Genomic DNA, 18572 nt, shown 5'->3' with positions numbered 1-18572 from the left:
TAACTGTCGCTACATATCTTCTTCAACAAGCTGCTAGGCACCCTGCGAAAACAGCACCCGCTCCCACGAACGAATAACATTGCTCAGTCGGAACTCTTCTTTTGCTCTCACAACTGGCCGTCCACCATTCTTCCACAACCTGAGACGCTCGATGATTGCATTTGTGTCCCTAGCGTCAACCAATTGCTCTGGGGTGAGCAGTTCGGGAGCAGCTCCAATGGGATGAGTCAGCACCGGTGTTCCAACGGCGTTGCTTTCTGCAAATACAAGGCCAAACGTCTCCGGTACTTTGTTGGCTGGATAGAAAACACACAACGCTGACCTCATTTCATGCAGAACTGCGGCGTGTGAAAGGCTTCCAAGAAAAATAACGTTTTCGGTTAACGACTCGTCCAACTTTTCAGCCGGCTGATATCCATATCCAGGGCTTGCGACATGCAACTTTAGGTCAGGAATATGTTGGCGGATCGTCTTGAAAGACTTCAAGACCATATTTAGCCCTTTCCAGGGTGCGCTGACGAAGATAAGTTTCGTCGGATCATATGCAGCGCTTTCAGGTAAAACATTAATATTTTCAGGAATAGAGTTATAAACATAGTCAAGTCGCACGCGATCGCGAAGGGGGCCGATCAGCCGTGTCTTGTTGAGGCTGTCACGGATGTTTTCCATATGAGTGCGAGACACTCCAACGTTAACTGCGTCGTAACAAGCATGAAGCAGGAAACGCATCTCAATTTTCGCACGCCAAGTTAAGCTCGCACGCGAGAAGCCTGAGGGGCCGGGAAAGAGCCAATCGTGGCTCCAAACGAATAGCCGAGCGCGTGGGTGATACCACTTCATTAGAGGTAAGTCGCCGACCCTCCTGAGCACGACGACGACATCGACATCCAACGAGGAGTCAGTGGCTTCTTTTTTGGTCAGCCAGTGGATGTTGTGGTCTGTAGACTTTTCGTGTTTGATCCGGTTGTGCTGTCCAACACTGACTCGGTATCGTTTGCTCAATCCCTCGGCAATGCGGATGACCGACCCCTCTGTGCCACCGATCTTGCTCCCTGGCACCAGCAGCGACTCACTGGAGTAGGGAAAGTTGCACTCCGAATCATAAAAAAGAACATGTTGCACGGCACTGGGGGATTATTGAATGATGTTTCTATGAACAATACCTTAGGTGGCGACACGATTAATATTAATATTTATAACAATATAGCTATCATTACACCATGATAGATATATTGTTGATTCACTATTATTGACTTTTAGGCGTTGCTGAATCATAGGATAATTTAGCCGAATTTGGAACGAGTTATCAATGCTTTCACGCGCCAATTTATCCCGTATTTATGCAACCCGACTTTTAAAAAATTAACATGGTGATAGCTGCTACTTACAGAAGCGATCGCAAAAGAAATATAACGTTGCAGAACAGTGGGATAAATTGGGGGAAGCAGGGGGGGAATTTTAGAAGTTGCTAAATCATCCCGTTTTTTCTGCAACGCCAGAAATATTAGATGCCTAATTTGGCATAGCCTATTATGAAAATGTGTGCAACCTCTCGCAAATAGAGCGCTTTATTTCAGCAATCTTAGACCACTGAGGGTAACTAACACTGTAGAGCCTTCATGCCCAATTACGCCAATGGGTAGGTTAATACTTCCGAGAAAGTTGCCCACCAAAAGCAACATAATGAAACCCAACGCTACGACTATATTCTGTTTGACTATGGATTGCGATCGCCTTCCCAAATGCATCGCCACCGCAATTTTTTCTAACCTGTCTGCCATCAGTACTATATCTGCGGTTTCTAATGCCACATCACTGCCAGATATTCCCATCGCTATACCTACAGATGCTTGGGCTAGAGCTGGTGCATCATTAATTCCATCGCCCACCATTGCAACTGTTTGATATTGTTGCTGTAGACTGCGAATAACATCAAGCTTATCTTCTGGTAAGAGTTGAGCATATACCCGCTCGATTCCTACTGCTTTGGCGACACTTTGAGCAGTTTCTTCATTATCCCCGGTTAAGATGACAATTTGCTCAATTCCCAGTTGCTTTAAGCGGGTAATGGTTGCGGCTGCTTGCGATCTTACTTCATCTGCGATCGCAATTACACCCATCACCTCTACTCCCTGTGCTACCCAAACCACAGTTTTACCCTGTTGCTCCCAAAATTGAACTATTTCTTGCAATTCTTCCGGTAAATTTGTCACATACTGCTGCACAAAAACGGCATTGCCAACAATTACCTGTTGTTGTTGTAAAATTCCGATAATTCCCTGTCCAGGTATAGCTTGCACTTGGATTGCACCAACCCAATTTAAATCACCAGCTGCCTGCACAATTGCCTTACCAATGGGATGTTCGGAAGATGATTCTACACTAGCAGCAATTTTTAATACATCTGATTCTGTGTATTCATTAACTGAAACTACCTGGAATACCTGCACCTGTCCTGTTGTTAGAGTACCAGTTTTATCAAATGCGATCGCTCGGACTTTGCCAATTTTCTCTAACTGCGCCCCATTCTTAAACAAAATCCCTTGTCTTGCACCATTGGCGATTCCTGAAAGCAGGGTGGGCATAATTGCAGCCATCAGCGCACAGGGAGAAGCCACCACAAGGAAAGTAAGGGCGCGATAAATTGTTGTTTCCCAATCCCAGCCCCAGAGGAATGGCGGTAAAATTGCCAGTAATATCCCAGCGACTACAATGACTTTGGCATATCCTTTCTCAAAGCGATCAATAAACTCTTGCGAAGGTGGTGCTTCTGTCTGCGCTTGTTCTACCAAGCGAATCACACGCTGAATTAAACTACTTTGGGCTGGTTTGTGTACCTTAATCTGCAATGCACCATAACCGTTGAGTGTGCCAGCAAATACTTCTTCGCCCACTGTTTTCTCTACAGGTAAAGACTCGCCCGTGATTGCAGCTTGATTGAGGGTGCTGTAACCAGATAAAATTATCCCATCAGTAGGAATTAACTCTCCAGGTTTGACGACAATCTCATTACCGACTTTTAGCTGACTGATAGGAATTTCTTCTTCCCTTCCCTGAAGCAAAACCCTTGCTGTATCTGGTGTCAAACTCATCAAACTCCTGATACTCCGCTCAGTTCGCTGCATGGCGTAACCTTCTAGTGCGCCACTGATGGCAAAGATGAGAATCAAAATTGCCCCATCAATAATTAGATGATATTCTCTTCGCCATAAACCGAGACTAGCAGCACCAATCGCCGCCACAATCATCAACAAATCTACATCGAGTTCTTTTTCTTTGAAGAGAGTAGTCAATCCTTCCCGCGCACTTTCGTAACCACCAATTACATAAGCAGCAGGTAGCAGCAGGAATGCTAATCCTAAAGCGCCAAGATGTAAGGCGAACCATCCGAGAAATAGCAGTAACCCACAAAGGAGGGCTGCTAAGGTATCTGCGTGTTCTCTGGTGAATTGGTTAAAACGCTGTGGGTAGAGCATGAGATGTGAATTAACAAGGACTCTCTCATGCTAAACCTTGACATTAATGTTAATGTCAAGGTTTATAATGATTTTGAAATGCATAGGCGTTTCTCTACGAGACGCTACGCGTAGCTTGCTTCCCCGTAGGGGTACGCCTTCCCGCAGGGTAGGGGCGCTAAGGGAAGCGCAGAGGTACGCAGAGTTAAATTTTTATCTGGGTTCTGGGAGTGTTTTTCAAAAGCGGGATGTAGGTAAATGGGACGATTTAACTGTTAGCTTTAAAATTGCACTAGTAGGAAAAAATCTATGCTAAAGCGAATATATATTGATAATGAACGCTGGTTGCTTAACTATTAAAGAACTTACCGATGCAGTGGGCGGCAGTTTAACTCCGCGCATGGTGCGCCATTACCATCAATTAGGACTATTACCGCAACCCGTGCGATCGCCTAGTAATTACCGTCTCTACACCAAAAAAGATGTCCTGCGGTTGCAACGGATTGTAGCACTCAAGCAGCAAGGGTTTCAGCTAAACCATATCCGCAATATTTTGGAGGTGGAACCAGAAGCCGATACAACGGTTAACCTGATGGGACAACTCCAGCAGCAATATCGCGCGGTAATGCAACAAATTTCTCAACTGCGACAAACTGCATCAGCATTAGAAGGATTATTGGGGCGCGATCGCCATTGTCAAATTATGCAGGCGGAAGTTTTGGCGCAACTCAAGTTACTTGATGTCGAAACTCAAGCTGGATTGGGGGGATTGGAAAATCTCTGGAGTGGCTTGGATGCAGAAATTCATACCCACTCGGAAGCTTTTTCAGAATCGCTACAACGCTTACTACCTGATTTATCTCACCGTTCGGAAATTGAACAACACTTAATTTCTCAGTTGGTTTTAGCTTGTGGCGATGTGAGTTTAGTATCCTTTATTAAATTGAGTCCAGGTGCGATCGCAGCTAGTCGAGAAGCTTTATCTTCAAGGTGTCAAATTGTTGTCGATACCCAAACGGTTGCTGCTGCTTTAGATCAAACCCGATTACTTCACTTGGGATGCCACATTGAAACCTTGATTGATAATCCCCATATTACCACCGCTACAGAAGCAGAAGTTGCCTTTTGGCAGCATCGAGAATGGCGAGAAAAATTGCAGCAAGTAAGTAAGGCTTGTATCCTGGTGGTTGGTTATGCTCCCTCAGTACTTGTAGAAGTTTGTGAGGCGATTACCAACCAGAAAATTCAGCCTGCATTAATAATAGCAATGCCCATTGGCTTTAGTCATGCTCCCGCAGCCAAGCGACAACTGATGCAACAAGAGATACCTTTTATTACAGTTGCAGGCACTTTGGGAGGTGGCGCTTTAGCTGCTACTGCTCTGAATGCCTTGGTGGAGTCATTGATTGATAAACCAGATTGTCATTGTTATCTCAATCAAAGTAATTCATAGAATAAATTATCAATTTTTAGTAGCTCCAATCTTGCTGTTTTTGATAAAGAACATAAGATTTATTACGGTAAGCAACTGGCAAATATAGCTGATGTTGAATGCGAGTTACTAAATACGAAGCGTGATATTTTATGATTAGTGCCTTAGCCTGGTCAGTTGTCAAATTATTGTAGCCGTCTGTAAGTAGTTTTTCATTAAATTTAGTTAATGGATCAACCCCGTTAAAGTTACCACTCAAGTCACGCATACGTGAAAACCATTCTAATGTCGCAGTTTTAGTCTGAGCCATGAGCTTATATTTAGCAATGGTTGGACGCTCTGTTAGCCAGATGAAGTTAGCAAATTCAACCGGTGGAGATATGAATATGGCATTTTTTGAGGTGTTTTTTCGCACCCAAGCAGCCATATCTTTCCACTGCGGATCTACCTTTTGCACTTCGTTAGGAAAATTAAGTGTGGACTGAAAATATTTCTGAAAGTTATGGAATCCTTTGACAATGCTTATACTCAACGCCAGACTACATAGAAATACCAACACTTTTTGTTGTTTTCTACTTGTGAAGATTTGATCCAAAGCACAGACAAACAAAAAGCAGGCATTGAGGTGCAACATTACGTCACCTACGCGGAAAAGGTAATATTGTAGCAAGCTTCCTTGAGAGTCGAATGGAGCAACGACTACTCCCAGTAGATATGGGATTAGACTGATCAGGGTAAATTCAAATAGTCCTATACGAGCTTCGTACTGTTCAAACTGTTGAGATAGCGCTTTAGTTGGACGATTGAACCAAAGAACGCCAGCACTGCTCACGAGCATTACAAGAAAAAATATAGGAGTTATCCACCAATGTGCAGGCCATGATAAGGGATTCAGATGGTGGGGCATCCTGAGAAAGACATATATATAAGAAATCGATATGGGGCTTGTAGGGGTTGGGCTGGACAACTCTTCGATTATCGGTTTTAGACCGAATACACTTGCTATCAGGTATAAAGGAACAATAAACCCCAATTCTCGCATACTAGGAAAACGGGTTTTTCGTCTTAAAATCACCCACACTAGTACAAACAGAGTTGCATAACCGCCTACTAGAACATGGAATGAAGTTCCTAGCCCTAACAGAAAAGCCGTCAGGCGATAACGTTTCCTTAGCATGAACGCTATGGCCAACAAAACCATAGCATAAGCAAATATTTTTGTTTCTAGCGCTCCTATGATCCTTTCCCCAGCAGCAACACCTTGATTTCCTGAGAGGAACATTGCAACCGCCAATATCAACAATAGCAAATTCAATCCTAGTTTTCGACCTATGAGTACTAGTCCCCAAGCTATCAAGCTGTAGCAAAATAACCGCCCTATTATCGAACTAGCCAGAAACCCCAATTTTCCTATGATCCAGCCAAATAAAGTTTGGAACAACACTCGATAAACAGGTGGTTGGTTAACAGACCAATCTCCCGGAACCCAGCTATGATCGGCGAACTGTCTTGCTAAAGGTAGAGCGTCAATATCATTACTTGCCATGATATCAAACAACAAATTCTTAAGACAGATTAATGCCAAGACTGCGATGATTTCTAATACTAGCCAAGCCGGATCTGCCAAAGCTGATTTTTTGTGTAGATTTTGTTGACTCATCTCTGGCAATTTAAACATCTTAAAAAGACCTAAAATGTATAATTATTACACTATTTAAGTAAAGCTTAAACTAGTGAATAGTCAACAGTTATCAAGCGGATAATAGGGGGTTTAAAATAGTTATCAGTTAATTGTTTGCTGATAGAGTAGTGTACTTAAACCCAATTATGTTAACTGATAACTGTTGAATTTGATACCAAACAATATACTTAATTTGTTTATAGCGATATCTCGTTTCAATGAGTAGTGGGTATGGACACGGCAATACCGAGTCTTTATGAGTATGTGTGTTCATTGGTGGTTAATTATTTTTTCTGTACCTTACTCATGCGGGAACCGCTATATACTATCTTTATTATTTATTTAGCTAGTTTTTCCAGCATGACCATCATTCAGTAATGCGTAATCAAAGTATATATAATAACACTTAAGCATAAAATTTAGTTAAATAAATTTTGTCCAGCAAAGTAAAAAGAGTTAACAGACCAGGTATATAGTGACACAAATATTTACAATAACTGATAAGAAATATAACAGGGATGTATAATTAGCGCGTCTCCTGCATAATCCATAAAAAGATAATGATTAAGGCTGGCAGGCTTTCTATTTTTTACTTTAATTAAGAGGCATATGTGGCAACAAGAAAAAAAAGATATTTCGATAGTCCGACTGGTATTATGGCTTACCTTAGCCACCACCCCTATGGCAGCAAGTTTACTGGTGTCAGAACCCATGCTGGCACAATCTAAACCTGAAGCTCCCTCTTTTACACTGCCGCAAACAGTGCAGAATGGGGCGACAGTGCGGATTGATGGTTCAACTAGCTTGGGTGCAATCAACCAAAGCCTGAAAGAAAATTTTGAAAAACAGTATCCCGGCGCAAAGGTTGAAGTTGCTGCTAACGGCACTGATACGGCACTGAAAGCATTACTAGATGGCAAAATCGACATAGCAGCAATGGGACGTGGGTTGACGCCAGCAGAAAAAGCCCAAGGACTAGAGCAACTTCGCTTGCGCCGTGAGAAGATTGCGATCGTGGTTGGTGAAGATAATCCTTTTAAAGGAAACTTGACTAGTAGGCAATTCGCCCGGATTTTCCGAGGACAAATTACAAACTGGTCACAATTAGGAGGCCCTCCAGGGAAGATTCGGTTAATCGATCACCCTAACACGAGTGAAACTCGCAATACTTTTCGGACTTACCCAGCCTTCAAGACTGCTGAATTTACTACAGGGAACAATGCTACCCAACTAACTGAGGATAATACCGCAGAAATTATCAAACAACTGGACAAAGACGGCATCAGCTATGTATTAGCTAATGACGTATCAAAATTGAAAGGTGTGCGAGTTCTGCAATTAGATAAAGCCTTACCAGGTGATGAGAAATATCCCTTTTCGCAACCTTTAGTCTACGTTTACAAAAAAAATCCGAGTTTAAGCATAGTAGATTTTCTCGGCTTTACCCTTGCAGATCCAGGAAAGAAGGCTATAGAACAAGGTAGAACTGCCGAAGCAGAGGCGATCGCAACCAACGTATTACAAACTGTCACGGCTTCCCCCGGTGTCCAGACGACACCTGCTGCTACGCCTTCCCCTAGTGCAACTACTTCTGCATTTGCCGAACAGCCATTTGTGGCTCCTGCTACTGCACAACCCAGTCCAATTATCAATAGAGAAACACCATTCTGGTTGCTCCTACCTTTGTTTTTTACTCCTGTAGCTGGAGCGTTTCTATGGTGGGTTTTGGGAAAACGCCCATTGTCTACTGAGAAAATAGACAACTTACCAGAATCAGATCCTCGTCCACCCAGCACAGAAGATGGAGAAATGGCAGTCCTCAACGCCAGCACATCTCCCTCCATTAACGGAGCGATGCTTGAGGAGCAGGCAGTGCCGCACTTGCAAGAGCAAGAAAGCCCTGAGCGCACTCCTTTCAACATCTATGCTCAAACAGAATCTGACCTAACCCACAATGCTACTCAAGGGACATCAAATTTAGTCCGAGGAACTAATGGCACCTCTAATTCCTATGAAAACACAACATCAGGCGTAGCTAATGGCTCAGAAAATAATAACTTAGGAGCAGCAGCTTTAACTAATGGTGCGGCTTTAGCAACGGGTATCGGGGCGGCTAGTTGGACTGCCTTTAACAACAAAGAAACAGAAACAGATGCAATTGCTGAGACAGATAATCAAAGTAATTATACTGAGACTAACAATCCTGAGTCTGATTCTGATGAAATTGCCTGGGATTCTGATGAAATTGAATGGGACATAGAAGCCCCAGCAGCTGTAGTAAATACTTCATATCCTCACCTGCTTAATATTCCAGAATCTGATGTAGAACTGCCTTTATCTGAGGAGACAACCCCAATCCCAGAATTACCAGATGTGCCAGAAATAACATCTGATTTTGCATATTGGGACACAGAAATTAATGAAGAGCAGATAAATGAGCAACTTCAGGCAGAATTGAACTGGCTACAGAGTATTACCTCAACTGAAGATACAGACTCAGTAGATGAATTGCCCTCACCAGAATCTGAGGAAGTGACAGCCAATGTAGAACCATCAACGGCACAAACATCCTCACTGCTCGATTTGCCAGAATTATCAGAAGAAGATTTATTCAATGTGGTAGCGGATGCTGCTGAACCCACTGTCAATTTGCCAAAGGAAGAATCTCAAGCAGAGCCTATTGTTGAAGAAAGTATTGCTGAAACTGACTCCACAGATTTAGCGGGTGCTGCGGTAGCAGCAGGCGTAGGAATTGCAGGCTGGACTACCATTTCTGGATCAGATACCCAAAGAGAAAGTGATACTACAGTTGAAAATGTGCCAATCGCAGCCGAAACAGCCGTTGATTTGGTAGATGCAGAAGAAGAGAGCAGTGTTTTGCTCACACCACATACTTCTACATCGGCTCATGTTTGTTGGGAAATATCCGAACTTAAAAAGGCAGCGTTGCGCCAACAGGGTGGCTCTCAATTGGTAGTGCAGCTGTATGATGCAACTGGAATTGACTTGAGTTACCAAAGCCCTCAGTTTGTCCAGCAGTATGAATGTGACGAGACAGCACACGATCGCTTGGTGGAAATTCCCATTAGCGATCGCGACTACATAGCTGAAATTGGCTATATCAATGATGGCGATTGCTGGTTGTTCATCGCTCGTTCAGCAATTGTTCGTGTCTTCAGTCCAGTCCTTCCAGATCCCGTAGTTGATCATGTAGGGATTGCTGATGAAACAGATATTCACTTGCCAGATGCCCAAGAAGAGATCAGTGAAGAAGAGAGCAGTATTGTCCTCACACCGCATACTTCTACATCGGCTCATGTCTCTTGGGAGATTTCCGAAACCAAGAAGGCAGCGTTGTGCCAACAGGGTGGCTCTCAATTGGTAGTGCGGCTGTATGATGCAACTGGGATTGACTTGAGTTATCAAAGTCCCCACCTGGTGCAGGAGTATGAATGTGACGAGACAGCACACGATCGCTTTGTGGAAATTCCCAGCAGCGATCGCGATTACATAGCTGAAATTGGCTATGTCGCTTATGGCGAGTACTGGTTGTTCATCGCCCGTTCAGCGATCGTTCGTGTCTTCAGTCCAGTGACTACAGATCCCATAGTTGAAGATGTAGCCTTAGCAAGCGAAACACCTATTGTTCATACAGATTCCACCGTTGAAGATGTAGCATTAGCAAGCAAAACACCTATTGTTCATACAGATTCCACCGTTGAAGATGTAGCGTTAACAAGCAAAACACCTATTGTTCATACAGATTCCACCGTTGAAGATGTAGCGTTAACAAGCGAAACACCTATTGGCTTGGTAGATGTCCCAGAAGAGAGTAGTGAAGAGGAGAGCAGTATTTTGCTCACACCCCGCACTCCCAAATGGGCTTATGTCTCTTGGCACATTTCCAAGGCTCAGAACGAAGCAGTGCGACAACAGGGCGGCTCCCAATTGGTAGTGCGGCTGTATGATGTGACAGGGATTGACTTGAGTTATCAAAGTCCCCAGCTTGTACAGCAGTATGAATGTGAAGAGGTAACACGCGATCGCTTTGTGGCTATTCCCGTCAGCGATCGCGACTACATGGTTGAAATTGGCTATATCGCTGGTGGCGATGCCTACGGCGGTGAACTACGTTGGTTACTCATAGCCCGTTCACCTAATGTTCGGGTTTTCAGCCGTTCCCACGAAGATTTTTGGTTTGTAGCAGATGCTGAGTTGATTATTCACGGAGCAACCCAACCAAATACAAGCGTAAACATTGGTGGCCATTCCATCAAAATCAAACCTGATGGTACTTTCCACCTACGTCTTCCCTTTTCAGATGGTTTAATGGACTATCTCATAACGGTAGCTGCTGATGGGGAATCTACTAAAACCATCCATAAGAAGTTCTCCCAGGAAACTTCCGAAAGCTAGTAATTTCCTAAATTATCCCCTCGAACCCCAATACGGTTCGGATAAGCAGGGGAGGGAAGAGAGTTATTATTAAGCAATTTCTCTTCCTGTGCTTCTCTTCTCCCCCTGCTCAAGAACAGCTCGTCTCAACAGATAACTTTGTTAACCGAACCGTATTGAGAGATAAGGAAGAGAAACTTAAAAACTGATTTACTCTTCATAACTAATGCGATATACCATTAGTGGTTTATCGCATTAGTTATGAGGGCTGAAAAATTTCGTAGTAAGGACTTTAGTCCTAGATTTTTAAGTAATTCAGTACTTACTACGAACACAGCAAAATTAATGGGACAGACCACTACTGTGCAAAGTTCAAAATTCAAAAAACCTTTGGGTCAGGCAATGGAAGAGATGAGCTTATGGTATCAATTGAAAACAATTAATCACTGCCACTTAGTTTGCCGTTAAATACCTGCTAATAATTTAGCAGAGTTATTTACAGATAGATAATTTTAATTTTACAATTCTCTTTGCTTTATGACTTTCCTAAAACCATCTCCACTTGGCGGGCAAAAAAATACACGTACAGTCGGACGGAGTTTCCAGCCAATATTTTTAATTATATTTACTCTATTGATGCTGACAGGAATCAGCATTCGTTTAGCATATTTGCAAATTACTGAAGGAGCAAGCCACCGAAAACGAGCTGAGTCAAATCGAATTCGGATGATCCCCAAACAACCAGAACGAGGCAATATTTTTGATCGCAATGGCAAACTTTTAGCCAGTACTCGCTATCCCCGCTCTGTATATTTGTGGCCGATGGCACATACCAAGCCAGCATGGTCAGTTGTGGGAGCGCGTCTATCTCAAATTGTTGACGTTCCCCAAGAAGAGATTGAAAAAAAACTAGAAGAGGCAGGTGCTAACTCTTCTTCACTCATACGAATTGCTCGTGACTTGAACGAAGGGCAAATCACAGCATTGAAGGAGTATCAAACCGAACTTAAAGACGTAGAAATTCATACAGAAGCCGTTCGTTACTATCCCCACGGCAAGCAATTAGCTCATGTATTAGGCTATACGCGAGAACTGACCGCCGACCAGTTAAAAGAAAAGAAGCAGGAAGGCTACAGATTAGGTGATGTGATTGGTCAAATGGGAGCTGAAAAAGCTTATGAGAAAAGCCTGCGGGGCGAATGGGGCGGTCAGCAGATCGAAGTGGATGGTGCAGGTCGGCCACTCCGGGTTTTAGGTGAGAAGCAGGCGAAACCTGGTCGCGATTTGCACTTGACTATAGATGTAGATATGCAAAAGACAGCAGAAAAAGCTTTAGGCGATCGCGACGGTGCGATCGTGGCACTTGACCCAAAGAATGGTGCCATTTTAGCAATGGTATCTCACCCTACCTTTGATCCAAATATTTTCTCGAAACAGAAACTTACCCAAAAAGATTGGGAAACTGTACAAGGTGCAGATCATCCCTTGGTTAATCGCGCTCTCAGTGCCTTTCCACCCGCTAGCACCTTCAAAATTGTCACCACCACAGCCGGGTTAGAATCAGGTAAATTTTCTCCTAGCACAGTCTTGCAAACCTACGGTTCCTTAAACTTTGGCGGTACCCGATTTGGTGAATGGAATCACGCCGGATTCGGGCCATTGGGTTTTGTCGGCGCATTACAGTGGAGTAGTGATACCTTCTTCTATCAAATTGGTCGCGGAGTCGGCGGCCCAACTTTAATTGAATGGACTCGCAAATATGGATTTGGTAAAAAAACCGGCTTTGAGTTTGCCAACGAAGAGGCAAAAGGTTTAGTGCCGGATGAAGCATGGAAGCAGAAAGCTTGGAAAATACCTTGGACTGTAGGCGACAGCATTAATATGTCAATTGGTCAAGGTGCTTTACAAACTACACCTTTGCAAGTCGCCATTATGTTTGCCGTGCCTGCTAATGGTGGCTACCGCGTCCAGCCACATTTGCTTAAAGACAATGAAGAAGCAAAAAGCTGGCGAGAATCTTTAAATATGAAGCCGACAACCATAAGTGTTCTCCGTCAGGGATTGCGGAAAGTAGTAGCTGAAGGTACAGGTAAGGCTTTGAAGCAGCCAACAGTTCCCCCAGTCGCTGGTAAGAGTGGTACTGCTGAAGCGTGGAAGGGGCGTGTTAAGCAAAATCACGCTTGGTTTGGAGCCTATGCACCTGCTGAACAGCCAGAAATTCTGATTGTGGCATTTGCTGAACATTCCGGCGGCGGGGGTGGTAGCATTGCTGCACCGATGATCTTGCAAATTATGGAAGAATATTTTCAGCGCAAATATCCAGGTAAGTATCAGAAACCAGCGATTGAGAAGCCAGGAAATAGCCGTAGGAGTTGAATAACGGTCTATTTGAGCAGAGGTAAGTAAACGTGAGTTCGATGAACCTCTCCCTCCCAGCCTTCCTCTCCGAAACGGGAGGAACAACGAAAAATTCAGCTTTTTGCTCCCCTCTCCGACACGGAGAGGGTTGGGGGAGAGGTCAAATAAGACTTGTCGAACTCACGTTAAGTAATCTTCGCATCTTTGCCGAACATCTGTGTTTGATATTTTGAATACTTTAGTCTGTAGAACTTTTGTATTCAAAATACTAGGCTTTTTCTTTATGCAGCCCAGTAAACTAGACCAAATTTTAGGGCTAGAACTACAGCGTCATCGCACAGAAAAAGGTTGGTCACAGGAGTATCTTGCAGAAGTGACAGGTCTGCACAGGACTTACATTAGCCAGCTTGAACGAGGGCTAAAAAGTCCATCTGTTAGAGTTCTCAGCCATATTACTAATGCTTTAGGTATCACAATGAGCGAGTTTTTACAAGCTGTAGAGGAATCCCTCAGTGTTGACGGACAACGAGATTGAAAGATTAAGCCAAGCCATTATTGCTACCATTGCATCTCCAGTCATCGGCTCGATAGAAGATTATACGTGGGAAGCAATTTTTCATTATGTTAAGGATATTCCTTTATTAGATCCCGCTTTGGGACGTAGCAAGCTTCTCTATGATGCTGTTGACTTAGTGACTAAAACTGGTTGGTCACTCAAATCCCTCCAACTGAATAGCCTCAACTTTACAAATCCATTTTTGTTTGTCATTCAGAGAGCAGATGTTATCAAGAAGGCTGTCCAACTGGGTTTTCCTGGTCTGACTGAGCAATCTTTGCCTAATGAGCTTGGATCAGCGATTGTCCAACATTGGAACGAGAAGATTATTTTGAGTCAGGCAGCGCAAAGCGTTGTAAATAGTTATGAAGGCATATTACTGAAAACTATCAAAGGCTACGAGTATATTTACTGCGAGTTTCCACTCAATCCTCTTGACCCAAATACCTTTTCTTGGGCTTGGACGGTAGATAGAACTACTGGGGGATTAGGGGCTGGACTACAGGGAAGCATTGCAGGCAAAATAGAATTAGTTTGGTACAAAAATCAGAAACAACTTTTTCGAGCTAGAACTATTCCTACACAGGCGGTTCGTATTACAGTTGAAAGAACTCGTCTTACGCTTGATCGATATGTGGAGACAGTTCTCTCTGCTTTGCAAGATCAAATCAATACCCAATTTTCTGAGGATAAGCTTGAAGAATAGATGAGGCTATCACTTTACCTAGTAGGGGAGGTACAGATTCACCAATTTGAGAAGCCATATCAGTATATGTTCCCAAAAAGTGGAAATCATCTGGATAAGAGTGTAATCTTGCAGCTTCGCGTATTGTAATTGTTCGATGTTGAGTAGGATGAAAAAACCTACCCGATCCTGGATGGAAGACCCATCTGGTGATAGTTCTCGCTGGTTTATCCCAGTAAAGTCTCCCGTATGCACCACTGTAGTGTTTCTTGGGAGCTAATTCAGAAGGTAAGTCCCTAGCATCTTGTCCTTCAGAAAGAGCACGAGCTCTCGAAAATTGAATTGGACTCAAAGCACGAGCAACATGATTAACAATTTTTATGCTTTCATGACGCATCATCGCTTGATATGTACTTTGTGGAGGAGAAGGATAAACTTCAGCGTCATAGTCTTGTCCTGCATTTAATGGTGGCAAGTCTCCAATCGCATCTCTGACTGTGACAAGTGGAGAAATATTTGCTTCTAACAAATTAAGTTGATTACAATGTTTTGTAGTTCTATAGTCACTTCTAATATCACCAAAATGTGTTGGTTTAGGAAAATGAGGGGAGTGATCCAGGCTAGCTAGAAAAAAAGCTCTGGTTCTGGTTTGTGGTATTCCATAGTGTGCAGCATTTAATGATGAAGAGACAACTTTATAGCCCAATGATTCAAGTTTTTCTGTTATTTCTTCTCTAATTACGCCATTGTAAGCTTTCAAGATTTCAGGCACGTTCTCCATTACAACATAAAGGGGTCTAAACTCCTCTACGAATTCCAAAAACGTTCGATATAGCAGGTTACGGGAATCATTGAGGTAGCGGTAACCAGCAGGGATATTTCTAGAAAATCCCTGACACGGGGGGCCGCCAATCAACAGAATTGGTGCTTCTTGCCGTAAGCCCAACGCTAATCGTAATTCATCAGGACTAACCTTACGTATGTCCTGATGAATTATTTTAGTTTTTGGGTAATTGTACTTGTAGGTCGCCAAGGCTTTTGCATCTACATCGATTGCACACAGAGATTCAAAGCCTGCCATGTGAAATCCTTTTGTCAAACCACCCGCACCAGCAAATAAGTCAATAATCTTATGTATCATTTTTGAATACTATAGTACTCAAAGGATATCGTCAACCAACTCCTTTATAAAAAGATAGTAATCTCTAGTTAAACTTTTATTAAGGCACTTTAGCTGGTTTCAAATTTCTGGCTTTGTAGAACATTTCTAAGCTATTGCGATCGCCTACAAAACGCCAGTGCCACGGTTCATAACTCACACCTTGAGCATTATCTTTAGGAAATGACATTTCAAAGCCAAAACGCGGTGCATTTGCTTGCAGCCACTGATAAGCCTTGGTATTGTCAAAGTTAGTTTGGAGATTAGTTGCTGGTACTGATCCGTCTCCAACATCCACAGCATAACCTGTGTGATGTTCGCTATGACCAGGAGGAGCGCTGAGGGCAGCTCGTTGTGCTGGCGTTTGATTTCGTTGGGCACCGACAGCAAAAAACAACTGCTCCTGGCCTTTGACTGAGCGAAAGCCAGAAATTGGTACTAAAATTACACCTGAACGCCGCGCTGCTGCTACCATCTCCTGAAACTTTTGGGCAGCAGCTTTTCGCATTCTGAAGCCCCTATTTGCGGAGATGGTTATTAGTTCTGACTCAGGGGCTTCTGGGTATGGAAAATGCCCTAACACAGTATCGCTGGAATTATTAGCTGCTGTTGGGTTTGGAGTTGTAGGAGCAGAAGTTGCTGGTAAAGGTTGAGAATCGGCGGTTTTTTTAGGTGCAGTGACGAAATACAATAAACCGCTAATTAAAGACAGGAGGATAAATCCTGCAACTCCCCCAAAAAGCCAAATTCGGGGTTGCAACCAAATTTTAGGCGCTGCATCAGGGGTATCGCGTACAGCCACTGGAATATCATCACCAAAGTCATTCGATGAGTTTTGCGGTTTTCCAGAAAACCCAGCCTTATTCAAGGGTAAACTCCTGTTTTTGTGGGATAACCATAACAGATTTTGCACTGGACAAAAGTAAACGTAACAGGTAGCATTTTACATCTGTGGTTCTTAGGCACAATCTTGACAAACCTTTTAGAACTATACGTCAAGCTGGGAGGATTAGTCCTGGTAGGTTTTATTCTGGGACGCAAACTTCCTGTGACAGTTCCTACACGTTTGGGACAGTTTCTTTTTTGGGTGGGAGTACCCATCAGCATAGTATCGTTTTTGCGTCAATCTAGCTTGTCGGGGCAAATTTGGATTGCACCTGCGATCGCTTACCTCGCCATTTTACTGGGAGCATTTTTAGCTTGGTTAGGGATTAAAGGACAAGCCTATTTTAGAAATACTGTCCCCCAACCACCAACTCAGGCTAGCTTGATATTAGCAGCAATGTTGGGTAATACAGGTTATCTTGGTTTTCCGATCACCTTAGCAATACTAGGCAAGGAATACTTTGCTTGGGCGCTATTTTACGATTTATTAGGTTCATTCCCAGGAGCTTATGGCTTGGGTGTTCTAATAGCAGCCCGTTTTGGCGGCGGTGTCCAGAATCGTTGGCAGATTATTAAGGCCATTTTAATTAATCCTGCCCTATGGAGTTTCGGATTTGGCTTGCTGGTTCGAGAAGCGACAATTCCCACAGTAGTAGAATTCTGCTTGGAGAAATTTGCTTGGAGTAGTGTAGCTTTATCTCTAGTGTTAATAGGAATGCGGCTAGCGCTGCTCCAATCTTGGCGTAGCCTACCACAAGCAGGGATGAGCTTGGGAATCAAAATGCTGTTAATTCCTTTGATATTGGGCAGTATGTTACCACTGTTTGGATTAACTGGTTCCACAGCAAAGGTAATTGTCTTACAAATGGCGATGCCTCCAGCTTTCGGCACGCTGGTAATTGCTGAGACATTCAATCTCGATCGCGATCTGGCAGTTACTGCCTTAGCTGCTGGAACTATACTATTGCTGCTTACTCTTCCACTTTGGCTGTGGCTATTTTGATTATAGATTTATGGACTGTGATGCGATCGCTTAAAACCCCAGGAAAAATTCTCTCACTTTTCTAAGGTTCTTACACTCAGCACTTGCGGTGGTGTCGAATCTGGCGGATAAATCACATCTACCTGTACTATCCGCTTAGTCGCAGGTGGAAGTACAAGCTGCACCAACGGTTCTAACACCTGACCAGTTCTGTGCCATAGATGTATGTAGCGCGTCTTTTGTTCACCTTGGTCATCAAAGTAGCGTAGCCGCACTGTACCACGGAAGAAAGGAAAATCTAGGGATGGTTTGCGGAAACGCAGACCACCTTGGGATAATTTATCTTCCTTCAAAGGTGTTTCCAAAGTAACAGTCACAGTCTGGTTTTGGTTAGTATTGTTGCTTAAGGGTAAGGTGAGTTTATGAGACGTGATGCGTAAAACCCCCGAATTCTATTCGGGGGATATAAGCGAATGAGCCAAATTTATTTGGGGTTTTTATGCGAATCATGATAGCATAAGATCGTAGTTGGTTGGTCGAGCCGATGATAATTCACGAGTTTAAAGTTAAGGGAAAAGACAAACAGTATAGAGCAATAGATGACGCTATTCGCACGTCTCAATTCATCCAAAACAAATGCTTGAGGCAATGGATGGATGTTAAAGGGTTGAGCAAATACGACCTCAATAAATATTGTGCTGTACTTGCTGCCGAATTTCCTTTTGCTGATGAACTCAATTCAATGGCTCGGCAATCTGCGGCAGAACGTGCATGGAGTGCGATTAGCAGATTTTACGGTAGCGACGCGCAAAGAGCGAGTCCGCGTACTCTTTCAGAGAAGCAAGCTACGCTTTTAGCGTCTCGTAAGAGAGCGTCTAATTGCAAGAAGAAGTCCAAGGGTAAAAAAGGGTTTCCTAAATTCAAAAAACACTGTCGTTCAGTGGAATATAAAACAACTGGATGGAAGCTTTCTACTACTGGTAA

Annotated in this window: 11 protein-coding genes and 2 pseudogenes; 7 read left to right on the top strand and 6 right to left on the bottom strand. The window is 43.4% G+C overall.

Annotated elements, in window-relative coordinates:
- Nucleotides 1-33: 33 nt before the first annotated feature.
- Together LC608_RS37290 and LC608_RS16315 are read right to left on the bottom strand one after the other, a co-directional pair.
- A complete protein-coding gene (locus LC608_RS37290; protein ID WP_229554537.1) occupies nt 34-1122 on the bottom strand; it encodes a glycosyltransferase in 1089 nt (362 codons plus the stop codon).
- Between the two features lie 446 nt (nt 1123-1568).
- Nucleotides 1569-3476, bottom strand: coding sequence for a heavy metal translocating P-type ATPase (locus LC608_RS16315; protein ID WP_229554536.1), 1908 nt, complete (start codon nt 3474-3476; stop codon nt 1569-1571).
- Nucleotides 3477-3789: 313 nt separating this feature from the next.
- Here LC608_RS16315 and LC608_RS16310 point away from each other — a divergent pair, with 313 nt between their 5' ends.
- Nucleotides 3790-4908: a precorrin-8X methylmutase gene (locus tag LC608_RS16310; RefSeq protein WP_229554535.1), complete on the top strand. Its 1119-nt coding sequence runs from the start codon at nt 3790-3792 to the stop codon at nt 4906-4908.
- 16 nt (nt 4909-4924) lie between these two features.
- Here the strand turns inward: LC608_RS16310 and LC608_RS16305 are convergent, their stop codons facing one another.
- Nucleotides 4925-6547, bottom strand: coding sequence for a DUF6798 domain-containing protein (locus LC608_RS16305; RefSeq protein WP_229554534.1), 1623 nt, complete (start codon nt 6545-6547; stop codon nt 4925-4927).
- Between the two features lie 630 nt (nt 6548-7177).
- On the opposite strand from LC608_RS16305, the gene LC608_RS16300 reads away from it, so the two are divergent.
- From LC608_RS16300 to LC608_RS16285, 4 genes are all read left to right on the top strand, one after another.
- The gene (locus tag LC608_RS16300; protein ID WP_229554533.1) at nt 7178-10984 is read left to right on the top strand and encodes a DUF4912 domain-containing protein; all 3807 of its coding nucleotides are present in this window, start codon (nt 7178-7180) and stop codon (nt 10982-10984) included.
- A 516-nt stretch (nt 10985-11500) separates the two neighbouring features.
- The gene (gene mrdA, locus LC608_RS16295; protein WP_229554532.1) at nt 11501-13339 is read left to right on the top strand and encodes a penicillin-binding protein 2; all 1839 of its coding nucleotides are present in this window, start codon (nt 11501-11503) and stop codon (nt 13337-13339) included.
- 265 nt (nt 13340-13604) lie between these two features.
- A complete protein-coding gene (locus LC608_RS16290; protein ID WP_229554531.1) occupies nt 13605-13856 on the top strand; it encodes a helix-turn-helix domain-containing protein in 252 nt (83 codons plus the stop codon).
- Nucleotides 13834-14583 carry a hypothetical protein gene (locus LC608_RS16285; protein ID WP_229554530.1) on the top strand — a complete coding sequence of 250 codons (750 nt, stop codon included), beginning with the start codon at nt 13834-13836 and terminating at the stop codon, nt 14581-14583. Before LC608_RS16290 ends, LC608_RS16285 begins: the two co-directional genes overlap by 23 nt.
- Here the strand turns inward: LC608_RS16285 and LC608_RS16280 are convergent.
- On the bottom strand, nt 14546-15703 hold the full coding sequence (locus tag LC608_RS16280; protein ID WP_229554529.1) for a DNA cytosine methyltransferase: 1158 nt from the start codon (nt 15701-15703) through the stop codon (nt 14546-14548). The genes LC608_RS16285 and LC608_RS16280 overlap by 38 nt on opposite strands.
- 79 nt (nt 15704-15782) lie before the next feature.
- On the bottom strand, nt 15783-16589 hold the full coding sequence (locus tag LC608_RS16275; protein WP_229554528.1) for a D-alanyl-D-alanine carboxypeptidase family protein: 807 nt from the start codon (nt 16587-16589) through the stop codon (nt 15783-15785).
- A 102-nt stretch (nt 16590-16691) separates the two neighbouring features.
- Between LC608_RS16275 and LC608_RS16270 the strand changes: the two genes are divergently transcribed.
- Complete coding sequence (locus tag LC608_RS16270) at nt 16692-17609, top strand: AEC family transporter (RefSeq protein ID WP_229554527.1); 918 nt, start codon at nt 16692-16694, stop codon at nt 17607-17609.
- A gap of 53 nt (nt 17610-17662) precedes the next feature.
- Here the strand turns inward: LC608_RS16270 and LC608_RS16265 are convergent.
- A pseudogene (locus LC608_RS16265) lies at nt 17663-18013 on the bottom strand (DUF3370 family protein); the annotation flags it as partial.
- Nucleotides 18014-18132: 119 nt separating this feature from the next.
- Between LC608_RS16265 and LC608_RS16260 the strand changes: the two are divergent.
- A pseudogene (locus LC608_RS16260) lies at nt 18133-18572 on the top strand (RNA-guided endonuclease TnpB family protein); the annotation flags it as partial.

The organism is Nostoc sp. XA010 (genome assembly GCF_020829625.1).
In the GTDB taxonomy this organism is placed as follows: domain Bacteria; phylum Cyanobacteriota; class Cyanobacteriia; order Cyanobacteriales; family Nostocaceae; genus Nostoc.
The sequence above is the reverse complement of the archived record's forward strand: the minus strand, read 5'-3'. Positions and strand labels throughout refer to the sequence as shown.

Bases quoted from the DNA above. Each gene is read 5' to 3' on its own strand.
- LC608_RS16315 (WP_229554536.1), bottom strand. From the start codon at position 3,476: ATGCTCTACCCACAGCGTTTTAACCAATTCACCAGAGAACACGCAGAT.
- LC608_RS16310 (WP_229554535.1), top strand. From the start codon at position 3,790: ATGAACGCTGGTTGCTTAACTATTAAAGAACTTACCGATGCAGTGGGC.
- LC608_RS16305 (WP_229554534.1), bottom strand. From the start codon at position 6,547: ATGAGTCAACAAAATCTACACAAAAAATCAGCTTTGGCAGATCCGGCT.
- LC608_RS16300 (WP_229554533.1), top strand. From the start codon at position 7,178: ATGTGGCAACAAGAAAAAAAAGATATTTCGATAGTCCGACTGGTATTA.
- mrdA (WP_229554532.1), top strand. From the start codon at position 11,501: ATGACTTTCCTAAAACCATCTCCACTTGGCGGGCAAAAAAATACACGT.
- LC608_RS16290 (WP_229554531.1), top strand. From the start codon at position 13,605: ATGCAGCCCAGTAAACTAGACCAAATTTTAGGGCTAGAACTACAGCGT.
- LC608_RS16280 (WP_229554529.1), bottom strand. From the start codon at position 15,703: ATGATACATAAGATTATTGACTTATTTGCTGGTGCGGGTGGTTTGACA.